Genomic DNA, 15,883 nt, shown 5'->3' on the forward strand with positions numbered 1-15,883 from the left:
GGTTTGTCGAAAAATTGAAGAAACGTGAACACGATGAAGAGCATTTGGCGCAATAAGTACAGGCCGGCGAATCTGTTGCTGGCGGCCGGCGCGGCTTTCAGCAGCGCGGCGCACGCAATCAACGATCTGCCCGGCGGCCCCTCGGTGCGCCAGTTGAATCTTCCGGTCGGCGTGACCAAGATCGCGCAGGAGCAGCATCTGCTCCACACGATCATGATGATCCTCTGCACGGTCATCTTCGTGGGCGTGTTCGCGGTCATGTTCTATTCCATCTGGAAGCACCGCAAGTCGGTGGGCCACAAGGCCGCCAACTTCCATGAGTCGGTGGTGGTCGAGGTCATCTGGACCATCGTGCCCTTCCTCATCGTGATCGTCATGGCGCTGCCCGCCACCAAGGTGCTGGTGGCCCAGAAGGACACCACCAACGCCGACCTCACGATCAAGACCACGGGCTACCAGTGGAAGTGGGGCTACGACTACCTGAACGGCGAAGGCGAGGGCCTGGCCTTCATCTCCACGCTCGACAGCTCGCAGCGCGCCATGTCCGACGCCGGTGCCAAGGGCGCGATGCCCGACGACTACCTGCTGAAGGTCGACTACCCGCTGGTGGTGCCCGTCAACAAGAAGATCCGCATCATCACCACCGCCAACGACGTGATCCACGCCTTCGCGGTGCCGCAGCTGGGCCTCAAGCAGGACGCCATTCCCGGCTTCGTGCGCGACACCTGGTTCCGCGCCGAGACCATCGGCACCTACTACGGCCAGTGCCAGGAACTGTGCGGCAAGGAACACGCCTTCATGCCGATCCAGGTGAAGGTGGTCTCGGCCGCCGACTACACCGCCTGGGTGGCCGACCAGCGCAAGATCGCCGCCGCCAAGCTCGACGACCCGACCAAGGTCTGGACGCTGCCCGACATGATGGTTCGCGGCGAGAAGGTCTACGCCGCCAACTGCGCCGCCTGCCACCAGGCCAACGGCAAGGGCGCGGGCCCGATCAAGGCGCTCGACGGCGACCCGAAGGTGCTCGACGCCGACCACACGGTGCAACTGCACGTGCTGCTCAACGGCCAGAACAACGGCGCCATGCCGTCCTGGAAGCAGCTGAGCGACACCGACCTCGCGGCCGTGGCCACGTACACCAAGAACAGCTGGTCGAACAAGACGGGCCAGCTGGTGCAGCCGGCCGAAGTGCTCGCCCTGCGCGGCAAGTGATGCGACAGCGTCCCGCGACGAAGAAATTGCAAGGAACAACGAAATGAGTGCAGTCCTCGACCCCCACGGTCACGCAGTCCCCGGCGGCCACGCACACGACGAGCATCACGACCACCACGCGCCCACCGGCTGGCGCCGCTGGGTGTTCGCGACCAACCACAAGGACATCGGCACGCTCTACCTGCTGTTCAGCTTCACGATGCTGATGGTGGGCGGCGTGCTCGCGCTGCTGATCCGCGCCGAGCTGTTCCAGCCCGGCCTGCAGCTGGTGAACCCCGAGCTGTTCAACCAGTTCACCACCATGCACGGCCTGATCATGGTGTTCGGCGCCATCATGCCGGCCTTCGTGGGCTTCGCGAACTGGATGATCCCGCTGCAGGTGGGCGCCTCCGACATGGCCTTCGCGCGCATGAACAACTTCAGCTTCTGGCTGCTGATCCCGGCGGCGCTGATGCTGGTGGGTTCGTTCTTCATGCCAGGCGGCGCACCCGCCGCGGGCTGGACGCTGTACGCACCGCTCACGCTGCAGATGGGCCCCTCGATGGACGCCGGCATCTTCGCGATGCACATCATGGGCGCCTCGTCGATCATGGGTTCGATCAACATCATCGTCACCATCCTCAACATGCGCGCCCCCGGCATGACGCTGATGAAGATGCCGATGTTCTGCTGGACCTGGCTCATCACCGCCTACCTGCTGATCGCCGTGATGCCCGTGCTCGCCGGCGCCATCACGATGACGCTGACCGACCGCCACTTCGGCACCAGCTTCTTCAACCCCGCCGGCGGCGGCGACCCGGTGATGTACCAGCACATCTTCTGGTTCTTCGGCCACCCCGAGGTCTACATCATGATCCTGCCGGCCTTCGGCATCATCAGCCAGGTGGTGCCGGCATTCGCCCGCAAGAAGCTCTTCGGCTATGCCTCGATGGTGTACGCCACCTCGTCGATCGCCATCCTGTCGTTCATCGTGTGGGCACACCACATGTTCACGACCGGCATGCCGCTGACCGGCCAGCTGTTCTTCATGTACGCGACCATGCTGATCGCGGTGCCCACGGCCGTGAAGATCTTCAACTGGATCGCCACCATGTGGCAGGGCTCGATGACCTTCGAGACGCCCATGCTGTTCGCGGTCGGTTTCATCTTCGTGTTCACCATGGGCGGCTTCACCGGCCTTATCCTGGCCGTCGCACCCATCGACACGCAGCTGCAAGATACCTACTACGTGGTGGCCCACTTCCATTACGTGCTGGTGGCCGGCTCGCTGTTCGCCATGTTCTCGGGCTTCTACTACTGGGTGCCCAAGTGGACCGGCGTCATGTACAACGAGACGCGCGGCAAGGTGCACTTCTGGTGGTCGCTGATCTCGTTCAACGTGACCTTCTTCCCGATGCACTTCCTGGGCCTGGCCGGCATGCCGCGACGCTACGCCGACTACCCGATGCAGTTCGCCGACTTCAACGCCGTGGCTTCGGTCGGTGCGTTCTTCTTCGGCTTCGCGCAGGTGTACTTCTTCCTGTTCGTCGTGTTCCCGACCATGCGCGGCAAGGGCGAGAAGGCTGCGCAGAAGCCGTGGGAAGGCGCGGAAGGCCTCGAGTGGGAAGTGCCGTCGCCGGCACCGTTCCACACCTTCGAGAACCCGCCCAAGCTCGACGCGACCGCCACCAAGGTGATCGGTTGACCGGCTTCGCAGCAGCAACAGCCAGCACGCGATGACACCCGAGCAGAAACGCAACAACCGGCGCATGGGGCTCACGCTGGCCTCCATCGCCGTGGTGTTCTTCATCGGCTTCATCGTGCGCATGGTCTGGTTCGGCGCGCGCTGAGCCGCCGGCCACCGAACGGGAGCACCAGCATGAGCATCGGTCAACGCATCCGCCGCGCCAACGTCCGCATGGTCGGCAAGCTGGCCGTCGTGGCCTGCGGCATGTTCGCCTTCGGCTATGCGCTGGTGCCGATGTACCGCGCCATCTGCGAGATGACCGGCATCAACATCCTCGCGCTCTCCGAGCTGGAGGTGCCCGGCGGTGCCAGCGGCGGCAAGAAGGTGCGCGTGCCCGACAACACGCAGGTCGACATGACCCGCACCATCACGGTCGAGTTCGATTCCAACGTGCGCGGCGGTCTCTGGGACTTCAAGCCCGCGGAGCGGACCATCCAGGTGCATCCCGGCCAGCTCAACACGGTGATGTACGAGTTCCAGAACGTGCAGAACCGCCGCATGGCCGCGCAGGCCATCCCGAGCTACGCGCCGCAGCAGGCGGCGCCCTACTTCAACAAGCTCGAGTGCTTCTGCTTCAACCAGTACACGCTCGATCCGGGCGAGAAGAAGCAGTGGCCGGTCGCCTTCGTGATCGACCCCAAGATTTCCAAGGACGTGAAGACCATCACGCTGTCGTACACCTTCTTCGAGGTGGGCGGCAAGACGCCCGCGGCACCGGTCGCCGCCGTTTCGAATGCCCCGAATGAGCCGCGCTCGTGAGCACGCCGCCCGAACGGCCGAATGCTTCGAAGGCTTCGCTGTGGGACACGGTGAAGGCCGTGGGGTGGTCGTTCTTCGGCGTTCGCAAGAACAGCGCCTACCAGGAAGACCTGCGCAAGCTGAACCCGTTGCACATCATTGCGGTGGCGTTCGTGGCCGTGATCGTCTTCGTGGTCGCCCTGGTGCTGCTGGTGCGCCACGTGGCCGCGGCCTGAACGAGCAGAATCCATTGAATCGAGAGAAGAAAGAAAGCCAGGAGCAGCTGATATGAGTTCAACCACCCACGGCGCCACGCCCTACTACTTCGTGCCCGGACCGTCGTCCTATCCGGTCTCGGCCGCGATCGGTTTGTTCTTCGTGATCCTGGGCGCCGCGCAGTGGATCAACGGCCATGCGTGGGGCGCCTGGTCGCTGCTGGCGGGCATGCTGGTCTGGCTGGGCACGCTGTTCGTCTGGTTCCGCGCCGCCATCGGCGAGAGCGAGAGCGGGCAGTACGGCCACAAGGTGGACCTGTCGTTCCGCTGGAGCATGAGCTGGTTCATCTTCTCCGAAGTGATGTTCTTCGGCGCCTTCTTCACCGCGCTGTGGTGGGCCCGCACCCATGCGCTGCCGACGCTCGGCAGCCTGGACAACGCGATCCTCTGGCCCGACTTCAAGGCCGTGTGGCCCAGCATGGCCGCCGGCGCCACCGGCTCGCCGGCCGGCATCGTCGAGCCCTTCCAGACCGTCGGCCCGTTCTGGCTGCCCACGATCAACACCGCGCTGCTGCTGAGCTCGGGCGTGACCCTCACCATCGCCCACCACGCGCTGCGCGCCGGACACCGCGCGCAGACCATCCGCTTCATGTGGATGACCGTGCTGCTCGGCCTGATCTTCCTGGGCGTGCAGGGCTACGAGTACCACCACCTCTACACCGAGCTGAACCTCAAGCTCAGCTCCGGCACCTACGGTTCGACCTTCTTCATGCTGACCGGCTTCCACGGCCTGCACGTGTTCATCGGCATGCTGATGCTGCTGTTCATCACGCTGCGGCTGCAGAAGGGGCACTTCACGCCGGAGCGCCACTTCGGCTTCGAAGGCGCGGCCTGGTATTGGCACTTCGTGGACGTCGTCTGGCTCGGTCTCTACATGCTGGTCTACTGGCTTTGAGCGAAGCACCTCGCGGCATTCCACAAAAAAGGCGCCGGAAGGCGCCTTTTTCATGGTTCTCGTGGAACGAGCACCACCTGCTACTTGCCGAGCGGGAGCCCGGTGGGCTGGATGTAGCCGAGTTTCCAGGCGAGCAGCATGCAGAGGAACAAAAATACCGAGAGCCCGATCCGAAAGGTGAGGGCGCGCGCCATGCCGCCGCTCTTGGCGCGCCCGTTGCGCCCGTCCTTCAGCATGAAGAACAGGGCAAACGCGAGGCTCGCGAAGATGCCCACGAACACCAGGGCGACGAAATATTTCATGACCCGCATTATCGGCCGCACGCCCCGCTTCCTCCAGTGACTCCCCAACCCCTGTATTCCGAAGACCGGCGCCGCCCCGGTCGTTTCTGGCTGGTCACCGTCGCCGCCGTGCTGACGCTGGCGGCCACCGTTTCGCTGGGCCGCTGGCAGCTCTCGCGCGCCGCGCAGAAAGAGGCGCTCCAGGCCAGCATCGAGGCCCAGAAGCAGAAGCCGCCGCTCACCCAGGCCGAGTTCCTGGCGCTGCAGCAGCCTTCCGACGAACTGCATCGCCCCGTGCGCCTGCGCGGCCTCTGGCTCACGCCGCAGACCGTGTACCTCGACAACCGCCAGATGCATGGCGTGCCCGGCTTCTACGTGCTGACGCCGTTCGCGCTCGAGGGCACCGAGCAGACGGTGATGGTCCAGCGCGGCTGGGTGCAGCGCAACTTCGTCGATCGCACGAAGCTGGGCGCTGTCGACACGCCGGCCGGCATCGTCGAGGTGACGGGCCTGCTCGAGCCGCCCCCGAGCCACCTGCTGGAGCTGGGCACGCCCGCCCCCGCGCCCGCTGCACCGGCAGCGGCGCCCGCAACGGCAACGGCGCCGGAAGCCCCCGCGCCGGCCGCGCCCGCCGCGCCGACACCGGCCGTCGAAGGGTATTCGCCCATCCGGCAAAATCTCGACCTGGAGGCCTTCCGCGCCGAGACCAAGATGCCGCTGCGTACCGACGTGTCGCTGCAGCAGACCGGGCCGGCCTCCGAGGGCTTGCAGCGAGACTGGCCGGCCCCGGCGCTGGGCCTCGAGAGGCACTACGGTTACGCATTCCAGTGGTTCGGCCTGTCGGCCCTCGTCGTCATCCTCTATGTCTGGTTCCAATTCATCACACCCTTCCGCCGCGCGAGACGCCGCGCACGCGATGGCCGCTTCTGACGAGCCGCTGGGCCTGACGGTCCATTCGATGCCGTCGCCGAACCAGGCGCTCGACGGCGCCGAGGGCCGGCGCACGGTCGTCGGGCGCTGGAAGATGATCGCGGTGATGCTGATGTGCGCGGCGCCGGTCATCGCCTCGTACTTCACCTACTACGTGATCCGGCCGGAGGGGCGCAGCGTCTACGGCGAGCTGATCGACCCGCAGCGCGAGCTGCCGAAGTTCATCGCCACCGATCGCAACGGCGCACCGGTCGACCTGGCCACCCTCAAGGGCCAGTGGCTGCTGGTCGCGGTGGCCGACGCCGCCTGCGATGCGCTGTGCGAGCAGCAGCTCTACCTGCAGCGGCAACTGCGCGAAAGCCTGGGCCGCGAAAAAGACCGCATGGACCGCGTCTGGCTCGTGAGCGACGCCGCGCCCGTGCCCGAGCGGCTGAACAACGGCCTGCACGGCGCGACCGTGCTGCGCGTGCCGGCCGACGAACTGGCGAGGTGGCTGGTGCCCGTGTCGGGCCACACGCTGGCCGAACACCTCTACGTGGTCGACCCGATGGGCCACTGGATGATGCGTTTCCCCGCGCGCATGGACGCCGCTGGCGCCAGCCGCGCCAAGCGCGACCTCGACCGCCTGCTGCGCGCCTCGGCGTCGTGGGACAAGCCGGACCGCTGACAGGCCGGCAGCAAGACAGGCAAGCAGCACAGCATGGACACGACGAGCTCGCTCTACGACCTCACGCCGATCGCGTGGCTCATGGCCGCGGGCGTGCTGATCGCGCTCGGCCCGCTGCTCTGGGTCTGGCGGCGCAACGCGGGCGCAGGCCCGGCGCGCCGGCTGCATGCGCTGACCGTTCTCACGCTGTTCCTGACTTTCGACCTGACCCTGTTCGGCGCCTTCACCCGTCTCACCGATTCGGGCCTGGGCTGCCCCGACTGGCCCGGCTGCTACGGCAACGCCAGTCCGCACGGTGCGCGCCACGAGATCGCGATGGCGCAGAGTGCGCAGCCGACCGGTCCGGTCACGCATGGCAAGGCCTGGGTCGAGATGGTTCACCGCTACCTGGCAACGGGCGTCGGCGTGCTGATCCTCACGCTCGCAGGCGCGACCTGGATCGTGCGCCGCCGCCAGCGCCGCGCGCCACAGCCGTCGTCATCTTCCGAGGACGGCGATCACCACGCCACGCTCAGCGCCTGGTGGCCGGCCTTCACCCTGGTGTGGGTCTGCCTGCAGGGCGCCTTCGGCGCGCTCACCGTCACCTGGAAGCTGTTCCCCGCGATCGTCACGCTGCATCTGCTGGGCGCCGTGGTGCTGCTTGCGCTGCTCTGCATCCAGGCCGTGCATTACCGGCAGGCGGCCGCGCGCCGGCTGCCGACGCCGGTGTCGCCGGCGCTGCGCAACGGGCTCATCGCGACCACCGTGCTGCTGGTGCTGCAGATCGCGCTCGGCGGCTGGGTCAGCACCAACTATGCGGTGCTCGCATGCACGCAGTTCCCGACCTGCCAGGACAGCTGGTGGCCGCCGATGAATTTCGCGCAGGGCTTCGAGATCTGGCGTCACCTCGGCGTGACCGGCGAAGGCCAGCCGCTCGACTTCTCGGCGCTCACCGCCATCCACTATGCGCACCGGCTGATGGCGTACGCCGTGTTCGCCGCGCTCGGCGTGCTGGCATGGCGCCTGCGCCGCATCGACACGCTGAAACCGCAAGCGCGCTGGCTGGCGGGTCTTGCGCTGCTGCAACTGGCCACGGGCCTGGGCAACGTGCTGCTCGGCTGGCCGCTGGCGGCGGCCGTGCTGCACACCGGGGGTGCCGCGGCGCTGGCCGTGGTGCTGACGTGGGCCCTGTGCGAGAGCCGGCGCGCCGTGCCCGAGGCACGCGTGGCGCGCGCCAGTGACAATGCAACCGGTCGCGACAACAACAACCAGAGGAAGGCCGCCGCGTGAGTACCCCGATTTCCGTTCAGCAGAGCAGCACCGCCAACGTGCTGCGCCAGTTCTACGCGCTGACCAAGCCGCGCGTGGTTCAGCTGATCGTGTTCTGCGCCCTCATCGGCATGGTGCTGGCCGTGCCCGGCATGCCGTCGTGGGCCGACGTGCAGCGCGCCGCGCTGGCCTGCATCGGCATCTGGCTGGTGGCGGGGGCGGCGGCGGCTTTCAACTGCCTGGTCGAGAAGGGCATCGACGCCAAGATGAAGCGCACCGCGTGGCGCCCCACCGCGCGCGGCCAGCTCAGCGACCTGCAGGCGCTGGTCTTCTCGGCGGTGCTGTGCGCCGTGGGTTCGGCGCTGCTGTGGTTCACGGTCAATCCGCTGACCATGTGGCTGACCTTTGCCACCTTCGTCGGCTATGCGGTGATCTACACCGTGATCCTCAAGCCGCTGACGCCGCAGAACATCGTGATCGGCGGAGCATCGGGCGCCATGCCGCCGGTGCTGGGCTGGGCCGCGATGACGGGCGACGTGGGCCCGGAGGCGCTGATTCTTTTCCTCATCATCTTCCTGTGGACGCCGCCGCACTTCTGGGCGCTGGCGCTCTACCGCGTCGAGGACTACCGCAAGGCGGGCCTGCCGATGCTGCCCGTCACGCACGGCAACGAGTTCACGCGGCTGCAGGTGCTGCTGTATACCTTCATCCTGTTCGCGGCCTGCCTGATGCCCTTCATCTACGGCATGAGCGGCTGGCTGTACCTGGCGGTGGCCGTGGCGGTGAGCATCGGCTTCACCGGCTATGCGTTCGCGCTGTGGCGCAACTACTCCGACACCCTGGCGCGAAAGACCTTCCGCTTCTCGCTGATCCACCTGAGCGTGCTGTTCCTGGCGCTGCTCGTCGATCACTACATCCACTGAACACGTCTTTTCCATGAACAAGCGGAACGCTCTCAGATTGATCGCCGGAAGCGCCGGCTGGGTGGGCGTTGCCGCGACCCTGGGCCTGGGGCTTTCCGCCTGCAGCGAACAGAAGCAGAGCTTCAATGCGGTGGACATCACCGGCGCCGACTACGCGAAAGACTTCTCGCTGAAAGATGCCGACGGCAAGGTCCGCACCATGGCCGACTTCAAGGGCAAGGTGGTCGTGATGTTCTTCGGCTACGCGCAGTGCCCCGACGTCTGCCCGACCACCATGACCGAGATGGCGCAGGTCAAGCAGCAGCTCGGCAAGGACGGCGACAAGCTGCAGGTGCTGTTCGTCACCGTCGATCCGGCGCGCGACACGGCCGAGGTGCTCAAGGCCTACATGGGCGCGTTCGACCCGAGCTTCGTGGCGCTGATCCCGACCGCCGACGAACTGGCCGCGCTCGCGAAGGACTACAAGGTCTACTACAAGAAGGTCGAGGGCAAGACGCCGACCAGCTATTCGATGGACCACTCGGCCGCCAGCTACGTGTACGACACCCAGGGCCGCCTGCGGCTCTACGCACGCTATGGCGCGGGCGTGCCGGCCATGGTGTCGGACCTGAAGACCCTGCTCGCTTCCTGAGCGGGGCCGGCGAATGGATGCCATGGGCTCGGTCGAGCACTTGAAGGCGCGCAAGGGCGCCTTCCGGATCGCGCTGATTCCGCCGGAGGTGCTGAGCGCGCTCAACGACGGGCTGCTCGAGACCGTCAACCTCAACGAATTCATGGCGCTGGAGTTGCCGCAACTGGCACGCAGCGTGGCAGGGCACATCGGGCTCGACGGGCAGAGCGAGCGGCTGGCCGATACGCTCGCGATGCTGGCGGCGTTCAAGCCGATGCAGCGGCACGGGCACATCGCCCGCGCGCTCTACGACCTCGCGGCGCTGCACGCCGAGCGCGACGTCGTCGCCCACCGGCTGGCCACGCACGCGAGCGACGTGGCACGCTGCTGGGCCGCGCAGTGGGTCACGCTCTCGGGCCTGCCGCTGCCGCAGCAACTGGAGGCCGTGCGCCGCTTTGCCGCCGATCCGCACTTCGGCGTGCGCGAGATCGCATGGATGGCGGTGCGCGACGCGGTCATCGCCTCGCTCGACGAAGCACTCGCGCTGCTGCAGCCCTGGGTGTTCGATGCCGACCCCAACATCCGCCGTTTTGCCAGCGAACTCACGCGGCCGCGCGGCGTGTGGTGCGCGCAGATCGAGGCGCTCAAGACCGAGCCCTGGCTCGCGCTGCCGCTGCTGGAGCCGCTGCGCGCCGATCCGAGCCGCTACGTGCAGAACTCGGTGGCCAACTGGCTCAACGATGCGAGCAAGAGCCAGGGCGAGTGGGTCGACCGGCTCTGCGCGCGGTGGCTGGCCGAATCGGACACGCCCGAGACCCGCTACATCGCCAAACGGGCGATGCGTACGCTCTCCAAATGAAAAAAGCCCGGGTGACCGGGCTTTTTTCATTCTGGGAAGAGAGGAGGCTTACGCGTAGTCCGCGAGGGCCTTCTTCATCTTCTTCATGGCAGCGACTTCGATCTGGCGAATGCGCTCGGCGCTCACGCCATACACGTCCGCCAGGTCGTGCAGCGTCATGCCGCCCGAGCCGTCGTCGTTCACCTTGAGCCAGCGCTCCTCGACGATGCGGCGGCTGCGGTCGTCCAGCGCTTCGAGCGCCGTGGCGATGCCGTCGCTCGACAGGCGGTCGCGCTGCTGCGATTCGAGCAGGGCGGTCGGCTCCTGGGTGGCGTCGGCCAGGTAGGCGATGGGCCCGAAGGCTTCTTCGCCGTCGTCCGACGGGCCCGGGTCGAGCATGACGTCGCCGCCCGACAGGCGGGTTTCCATCTCGAGCACTTCTTCGGGCTTGACGTTGAGCCGGGTCGCCATCTGCGACACCTCGTCGGGGCTCAGCGTGTCGCGGTGCGTGCCGTTGTCGGCCGCGGCCGAGTCGGCCTTGAAGCCTTGCTTCATCGAGCGCAGGTTGAAGAACAGCTTGCGCTGAGCCTTGGTCGTCGCGACCTTGACCATGCGCCAGTTCTTCAGGATGTACTCGTGGATTTCGGCCTTGATCCAGTGCATGGCGTAGCTCACGAGCCGCACGCCCTGGTCGGGGTCGAAACGCTTCACGGCCTTCATCAGGCCGACGTTGCCTTCCTGGATCAGGTCGCCGTGCGGCAGCCCGTAGCCCAGGTATTGGCGGGAGATGGAGACCACGAGGCGCAAGTGCGACAGCACGAGCGCGCCGGCGGATTCGAGGTCATTGTGGTCGCGCAATTTACGAGCGAAGCCCTGCTCTTCTTCGAGCGTGAGCAGCGGCAGGCGGTTGGCGGCCGAAATGTAAGCATCCAGGTTGCCCAGCGGGGGAACCATCGACCAGGGGTTGGCGACGGCCAGCTGGTTGGCAGAGACTCCGGACAGGGTTGTCATCAGGGGAAACTCCTTTGTGTTGGCCATATTAGCACTCGGTTAGAGGGAGTGCTAAACCAAGGGTTCCCTTGAGTTTCTATCGCGCCGATAGCCCCAGGCTACCAGCGTATGCCTAGCTTGAGAAAGAGCTTCGACAGAACGAACAGCGGGCCGACCCAGAGGTATTGGATGTCTTCGAAGAACGAAGGTTTCTTGCCTTCCAGCTTGTGGCCCACGAACTGAAAGATCCAGGCCACTACAAAGATAGCGGCCGAAAGCGGCAATACAAGGCCGCCCATCGCATGGACCAGCGCCAGGGCAATGGCGGTGAGCAGGGCCATGGCCAGCAGGAAGGCGGGCGCCCGCAGCAGGGCGTAGTACACGAGGCTGGCCGCCACGAACACGTACGCCACCCATGGGTGGATGGCGAACAGCAGCCCGACGATGCTCAGCATGATGGCCGGGATGGCCACGAAATGGATCAGTTCGTTGGTCGGGTTCCGGTGGCTCTCCTCGTAGTGGGCGAGCAGCCGGTCGACCTTGCGATCGCTCGATTCGAGCGGGGCGGCGGCGGTGTGCGTCATGGCGTGTCTCCGTGGGCGCCGTTCGATGCGGCGGAGCTTCGATGGTGCACACGGAAAAGCCCGATGGCAAGAGCGCTTCCGATGCGTATTTGCTATCAAAAAAGTAGCTTGAAAGCATTACAGGTGCGCGCACAGAATGACTTTGGGCACTTTCATCGCGCCGTCGCGCCGCTAAGATCAAGCGCGTGGCTTCCCTCGACACCTCATCCACGCCCCCGCATCCGGCCGCCGAGACCGGCACGTCCGCCGCCAACCCCGCACCCACCGCGATCCTCGTCGTGGACGACCACGACCTGCTGCGCCTCGGCGTCTGCGCGCTGGTCCAGGCGCAGGCGGCGTCCTCCGGCGCGAGCATCGAGGTTTTCGAGGCCGGCAACGTGGCCGACGCGCTGGTGCTCTACGAAACCCACCAGGCGTCCATCGGCCTCGTGCTGCTCGACCTGGCGCTGCCGGACACGCGCGGCCTGAGCGGCCTGGCCGACTTCCGCCAGCGCTTTCCCGACGCGCGCATCGTGGTGCTCTCGGGCACCGGAAACAGCACGCTGGCGCAGGGCGTGCTGGCGCTGGGCGCGGCAGCCTTCCTGCCCAAGTCGGCCGACCTGAAGGAAGTGGTGAGCTTCATCCGCGCCTGCGGCCTGCTCGACCCCTCGGCGCCCGGCGCCGCCGAACCCCCGCCGCCGGCCTTTTCCAGGCCGCTCGCCGGCCATGCCGAATTCCCCCATGCCAGCGCCTGGCAGGAGCTCACGCCGCGCCAGATGCAGGTGCTGCAATGGGTGCTCGAAGGCAAGGCGAACAAGGAAATCGCGCAGCTTGCGAACCTGAGCGAAGGCACCGTGAAGAACCACGTCTCGACCATCCTGCTGCTGTTCGGCATGCGATCGCGTGCCCAGCTGATCAGCACCCTGCACTGATTTGAGCGCACCGACCGTGGCGCCGAGCGAGCCGTCCGCCGACTACATGCTCGGCCAGCGGGTGCTGCGCGAGAGCATCGCCTCGGTCTACAGCACCTACATCGTCTCGACGCTGACGCACATGGCGTTCGTGCTGGTGTTCGGCGCCATCATCTATTCGCAGCTGAAAGACCCGAGCCTGCTGTTCTGGCTCGCCGCGCTGTTGATCGCCGACATCTACGTGCTCTTCACCCCGCGCTGGACGCCCGAGCGGCCGGCGCGCGAAAGCGCCTACTGGGCGCGCAAGATCTCGCGCATGGTCACGCTGGTGAGCATGGTCACCGCCGTGGTGCCCTGGCTCATCGTGCCGCACGAAAACCTGCCCATGACGTCGCTGCTGATGGCCGTGATCGTCGGCAGCTGCGCTCGCGCGGCCCAGTCGCTCTGGCCGCTGAAGCCGGCGCTGTTCGGCTACACGATGCCGATGTCGCTGGGCATGATCACCGCGCTCGCCTGGCAGGGCGACGGCCTGCACCTCTTCCTGGCGGCGGCCGGCGCCGCCTACCTGCTCCTGACGCTGCATGCGGGCGTCGGCCAGCACAAGCTGCTCACCGAGTCGCTCCTGCTGCGCTTCGAGAACGAGGCGCTTGCCGCACGGCTCGGCGAGCAGATTGCCGCCACCGAACGCGCCAGCGAAGAAAAGACGCGTTTTCTCGGCGCCGCCAGCCACGACCTGCGCCAGCCGCTGCACGCCATCGCGCTGTTCGGCGCCGCGCTGGAAAACGAACTGCGCGACCGCCCAGAGCGCAGAAATGCCGAGCGCCTGATGCGCGCGGTGAATGCGCTGGGTGCATCGCTCGACACGATGCTCGACGTCTCGCGGCTCGACGCGGGCGTGGTCACACCGGTGCCGCAGCCGGTGCAGCTCGACGCGCTGTTCCTGCCGCTCAATCACACCTTCGCGGCCCGGGCCGAACACAAGCAGCTGCAACTGCGCGTGCTCGCCAGCGGCCTGTGGGTGCACAGCGATCCGCAACTGCTGCACCGCATGCTGTCCAACCTGATGGACAACGCGCTGAAATACACGGCACGCGGCGGCGTGACCGTGACGGCGCGCGACCGCGGCGAAACCGTGTGGATCGAGGTGCGCGACAGCGGCATCGGCATCGCGCCCGAACAGTCGAGCCGGATCTTCGAGGAGTTCTATCAGATCAACAATCCAGGCCGCGACCGTTCGCGCGGGCTGGGCATCGGGCTGTCGATCGTGCAGCGGCTGTCGCGGCTGCTCGGCCATCCGGTGCAGATGCATTCGCGGCCGGGGCGCGGCACATTTTTCCGCGTGGTGGTGCCCGCGGTGAAGGCGCCGGCACGGTCGGCGGCCGCATCGGCGTCCGTCGCGGGGGCCGCATCGGCGCTGCGTGGCGGCAACCCCGAGTCCGCGTTGCCCGGGCGCGTGCTGCTGCTCGACGACGAACTGGAAATCCGCGAGGCCATGGTGGGGCTGCTGCGCTCCCATGCCGTCGATGCGCATGCCGTCGACAGCGAGGAAGCCGCGGCCGAGGCATTGAAGCAGGCCGCCGCCGAAGGCCGTCCCTTCGATCTGCTGCTGTGCGACTACCGGCTGGCCGACGGCGCGGACGGGCTCGACGCCGGCTTGCGCCTGAGCCAGGCCGCGAACCAGGGCACGACGGCCACGCCGCTGCTGCTCATCACCGGCGAAACCTCGCCGGACCGGCTGCAGCGCGTGCGCGAATCGCGCGTGCCGGTGCTGTTCAAGCCGGTGGCCGCCGAATCGCTGCTGCGTGCGATGGCGGAACTTGCGGCGGCCCGGTAGTCCATTCGATTTTTGAGCCTATTGGTATTAATTGAGTGCCAATGGCATCTGTAGCCGACAGATGAAATGACTTTCGGCACTGGCGAATACCGTGGTTGCGCATTAACTTAGCGGGGCACTGGCGACTCGGACACCCCGTCCGATTCCACTTGCCAGAGCGCTCACAACACATGGATTCCGGAGGTTTTTCCCCAATGAAGTTCAGACTCGCGGCGGTAGCCGCAGCAGTCGCGGCGACGCTTGCCCTGGCGGCTTGCGGCGGCGGCGGCAACGATGGCAACAGCTTTGCGCCCATCGGCGTTCTCCCGTCCCCGCCTCCCGCTCCCGCTCCGCCGCCCGCGGAGCCCCCCGCGCCAGCCCCTGCGCCCGCGCCCGCGCCGGCCACCAGCACCTTCCTGTACGAGCAGGTGCCGTATCCAGCCGATGGCGCGGCTTTCCTGAACGACCTCAATACCGAAGGTGCGAAGGGCTTCAGGTTCCTCGGCGCGTTGACGGCGGCCCAGTCCGGTGCCGGCGCCAACGTCTACTACAAGACCGGCGACATCACCTACGTCTACGAGACGAAGGCGACGCCGGCGGACGCGGATGCCTTCCTGGCCCAGGCCAACGAAGCGGGCGGGCGCGGCTATCGCTGGGCCGGCGCGAGCAGCGTGAACAACGTGCCGGTGATGATCTATCGCAAGGACAGCGGCACCAGCGCCACCTACACCTACCGCACCGAGGCCGCGGCGGCCAGCAGGTCCGACTTCATCGCGCGTGGCAACGCGCAGGGCGCGGAGGGCTACTTCAATACCGCGCCGGCCTACGGGTTCGGCTCGGCGATGGTCGCGGTCTTCGAGAAGAGCTCGGTCGGCAATTCCACGTTCGCCTATGAAGTGAAAGACGACGCATCCGACGTCGGCGCGACCCTGGCGCAGTTCGAGGAGGCGGGCGCTCGCGGCTTCCGCTTCAGGGGACCGTACAGCTTCGGGAACATCTTCGCCAAGGACCTTTCGCAGTCCAGCACCTTCACCTACCAGGCGCTGGTTCCGAAGGACACGCTGGCAGCGGAGATCGAGCAGTCGAACACGCTGGGCGCGACCGGCTTCGCCCTCATCGGCCCGATGATCGTGAACTCGCAGACGCGCAACTACTACTACAAGGCCAGCAATTGCACGGGGCCCGCCCTGTGCATGCCGACATCGCCGTTCGGTCTCTGACCCGGCGAGGGGGGAGAAGAGAAGAAAAGAAGAAAAGAGAAAC

The 15,883-nt window shown here is 66.7% G+C and carries 18 protein-coding genes; 15 read left to right on the forward strand and 3 right to left on the reverse strand.

What is annotated here, in order from left to right; translation table 11 throughout:
* Positions 1-33 precede the first annotated feature (33 nt).
* Genes coxB through C4F17_RS23775 form a run of 6 tightly spaced genes read left to right on the forward strand, consistent with a single transcriptional unit; the run spans position 34 to position 4,846 of the window.
* Positions 34-1,212: a cytochrome c oxidase subunit II gene (gene coxB, locus C4F17_RS23755; protein ID WP_081269929.1), complete on the forward strand. Its 1,179-nt coding sequence runs from the start codon at positions 34-36 to the stop codon at positions 1,210-1,212.
* A gap of 43 nt (positions 1,213-1,255) precedes the next feature.
* A complete protein-coding gene (gene ctaD, locus C4F17_RS23760) occupies positions 1,256-2,896 on the forward strand; it encodes a cytochrome c oxidase subunit I (RefSeq protein ID WP_106936886.1) in 1,641 nt (546 codons plus the stop codon).
* A 31-nt stretch (positions 2,897-2,927) separates the two neighbouring features.
* Positions 2,928-3,041, forward strand: a complete 114-nt coding sequence (locus C4F17_RS33480; RefSeq protein WP_216639236.1) for a cytochrome oxidase small assembly protein — start codon at positions 2,928-2,930, stop codon at positions 3,039-3,041.
* Positions 3,042-3,070: 29 nt separating this feature from the next.
* Positions 3,071-3,697 (forward strand): cytochrome c oxidase assembly protein, encoded by a 627-nt coding sequence (locus tag C4F17_RS23765; RefSeq protein ID WP_106936887.1) that lies wholly within the window; start codon positions 3,071-3,073, stop codon positions 3,695-3,697.
* A complete protein-coding gene (locus C4F17_RS23770) occupies positions 3,694-3,912 on the forward strand; it encodes a DUF2970 domain-containing protein (RefSeq protein ID WP_106936888.1) in 219 nt (72 codons plus the stop codon). Before C4F17_RS23765 ends, C4F17_RS23770 begins: the two co-directional genes overlap by 4 nt.
* 52 nt (positions 3,913-3,964) lie before the next feature.
* A complete protein-coding gene (locus C4F17_RS23775) occupies positions 3,965-4,846 on the forward strand; it encodes a cytochrome c oxidase subunit 3 (protein ID WP_081269925.1) in 882 nt (293 codons plus the stop codon).
* An 80-nt stretch (positions 4,847-4,926) separates the two neighbouring features.
* Here C4F17_RS23775 and C4F17_RS23780 read toward each other — a convergent pair whose 3' ends face one another.
* Positions 4,927-5,157 (reverse strand): twin transmembrane helix small protein, encoded by a 231-nt coding sequence (locus C4F17_RS23780; RefSeq protein WP_081269924.1) that lies wholly within the window; start codon positions 5,155-5,157, stop codon positions 4,927-4,929.
* Between the two features lie 27 nt (positions 5,158-5,184).
* Here C4F17_RS23780 and C4F17_RS23785 point away from each other — a divergent pair, with 27 nt between their 5' ends.
* The 6 genes from C4F17_RS23785 to C4F17_RS23810 are packed head-to-tail and all read left to right on the forward strand — an operon-like array spanning position 5,185 to position 10,364.
* Positions 5,185-6,057 (forward strand): SURF1 family protein, encoded by an 873-nt coding sequence (locus tag C4F17_RS23785; protein ID WP_106936889.1) that lies wholly within the window; start codon positions 5,185-5,187, stop codon positions 6,055-6,057.
* The gene (locus tag C4F17_RS23790) at positions 6,044-6,724 is read left to right on the forward strand and encodes a hypothetical protein (protein WP_081269922.1); all 681 of its coding nucleotides are present in this window, start codon (positions 6,044-6,046) and stop codon (positions 6,722-6,724) included. The genes C4F17_RS23785 and C4F17_RS23790 overlap by 14 nt, the downstream gene beginning before the upstream one ends.
* 33 nt (positions 6,725-6,757) lie before the next feature.
* Positions 6,758-7,993 (forward strand): COX15/CtaA family protein, encoded by a 1,236-nt coding sequence (locus C4F17_RS23795; RefSeq protein WP_106936890.1) that lies wholly within the window; start codon positions 6,758-6,760, stop codon positions 7,991-7,993.
* The gene (gene cyoE / locus C4F17_RS23800) at positions 7,990-8,895 is read left to right on the forward strand and encodes a heme o synthase (protein ID WP_106936891.1); all 906 of its coding nucleotides are present in this window, start codon (positions 7,990-7,992) and stop codon (positions 8,893-8,895) included. Before C4F17_RS23795 ends, cyoE begins: the two co-directional genes overlap by 4 nt.
* Positions 8,896-8,908: 13 nt before the next feature.
* Entirely contained in the window at positions 8,909-9,526 is a 618-nt protein-coding gene (locus C4F17_RS23805; protein ID WP_081269919.1) for an SCO family protein, read from the forward strand.
* 13 nt (positions 9,527-9,539) lie between these two features.
* Entirely contained in the window at positions 9,540-10,364 is an 825-nt protein-coding gene (locus C4F17_RS23810) for a DNA alkylation repair protein (protein ID WP_106936892.1), read from the forward strand.
* A gap of 48 nt (positions 10,365-10,412) precedes the next feature.
* Here C4F17_RS23810 and rpoH read toward each other — a convergent pair whose 3' ends face one another.
* On the reverse strand, positions 10,413-11,354 hold the full coding sequence (gene rpoH, locus C4F17_RS23815) for an RNA polymerase sigma factor RpoH (protein ID WP_081269917.1): 942 nt from the start codon (positions 11,352-11,354) through the stop codon (positions 10,413-10,415).
* A gap of 98 nt (positions 11,355-11,452) precedes the next feature.
* Positions 11,453-11,917 carry an Mpo1 family 2-hydroxy fatty acid dioxygenase gene (locus C4F17_RS23820; protein WP_106936893.1) on the reverse strand — a complete coding sequence of 155 codons (465 nt, stop codon included), beginning with the start codon at positions 11,915-11,917 and terminating at the stop codon, positions 11,453-11,455.
* Between the two features lie 185 nt (positions 11,918-12,102).
* Here C4F17_RS23820 and C4F17_RS23825 point away from each other — a divergent pair, with 185 nt between their 5' ends.
* The 3 genes from C4F17_RS23825 to C4F17_RS23840 all read left to right on the forward strand — a co-directional run bounded on the left by C4F17_RS23825 (position 12,103) and on the right by C4F17_RS23840 (position 15,840).
* A complete protein-coding gene (locus tag C4F17_RS23825) occupies positions 12,103-12,828 on the forward strand; it encodes a response regulator transcription factor (protein WP_106936894.1) in 726 nt (241 codons plus the stop codon).
* A gap of 46 nt (positions 12,829-12,874) precedes the next feature.
* Positions 12,875-14,641, forward strand: a complete 1,767-nt coding sequence (locus C4F17_RS23830; RefSeq protein WP_106937681.1) for an ATP-binding response regulator — start codon at positions 12,875-12,877, stop codon at positions 14,639-14,641.
* A 194-nt stretch (positions 14,642-14,835) separates the two neighbouring features.
* A complete protein-coding gene (locus tag C4F17_RS23840) occupies positions 14,836-15,840 on the forward strand; it encodes a hypothetical protein (protein ID WP_159053692.1) in 1,005 nt (334 codons plus the stop codon).
* Positions 15,841-15,883 lie beyond the last annotated feature (43 nt).

It is taken from the genome of Variovorax sp. PMC12, from assembly GCF_003019815.1.
In the GTDB taxonomy this organism is placed as follows: Bacteria; Pseudomonadota; Gammaproteobacteria; order Burkholderiales; family Burkholderiaceae_C; genus Variovorax.

Coding starts and splice junctions, on each gene's coding strand:
- C4F17_RS23805 (WP_081269919.1), top strand. CDS start 8,909: ATGAACAAGCGGAACGCTCTCAGATTGATCGCCGGAAGCGCCGGCTGG.
- ctaD (WP_106936886.1), top strand. CDS start 1,256: ATGAGTGCAGTCCTCGACCCCCACGGTCACGCAGTCCCCGGCGGCCAC.
- rpoH (WP_081269917.1), bottom strand. CDS start 11,354: ATGACAACCCTGTCCGGAGTCTCTGCCAACCAGCTGGCCGTCGCCAAC.
- C4F17_RS23820 (WP_106936893.1), bottom strand. CDS start 11,917: ATGACGCACACCGCCGCCGCCCCGCTCGAATCGAGCGATCGCAAGGTC.
- C4F17_RS23795 (WP_106936890.1), top strand. CDS start 6,758: ATGGACACGACGAGCTCGCTCTACGACCTCACGCCGATCGCGTGGCTC.
- C4F17_RS23765 (WP_106936887.1), top strand. CDS start 3,071: ATGAGCATCGGTCAACGCATCCGCCGCGCCAACGTCCGCATGGTCGGC.
- C4F17_RS23830 (WP_106937681.1), top strand. CDS start 12,875: ATGCTCGGCCAGCGGGTGCTGCGCGAGAGCATCGCCTCGGTCTACAGC.
- C4F17_RS33480 (WP_216639236.1), top strand. CDS start 2,928: ATGACACCCGAGCAGAAACGCAACAACCGGCGCATGGGGCTCACGCTG.
- C4F17_RS23775 (WP_081269925.1), top strand. CDS start 3,965: ATGAGTTCAACCACCCACGGCGCCACGCCCTACTACTTCGTGCCCGGA.
- C4F17_RS23810 (WP_106936892.1), top strand. CDS start 9,540: ATGGATGCCATGGGCTCGGTCGAGCACTTGAAGGCGCGCAAGGGCGCC.
- C4F17_RS23840 (WP_159053692.1), top strand. CDS start 14,836: ATGAAGTTCAGACTCGCGGCGGTAGCCGCAGCAGTCGCGGCGACGCTT.
- C4F17_RS23790 (WP_081269922.1), top strand. CDS start 6,044: ATGGCCGCTTCTGACGAGCCGCTGGGCCTGACGGTCCATTCGATGCCG.
- coxB (WP_081269929.1), top strand. CDS start 34: ATGAAGAGCATTTGGCGCAATAAGTACAGGCCGGCGAATCTGTTGCTG.
- C4F17_RS23780 (WP_081269924.1), bottom strand. CDS start 5,157: ATGCGGGTCATGAAATATTTCGTCGCCCTGGTGTTCGTGGGCATCTTC.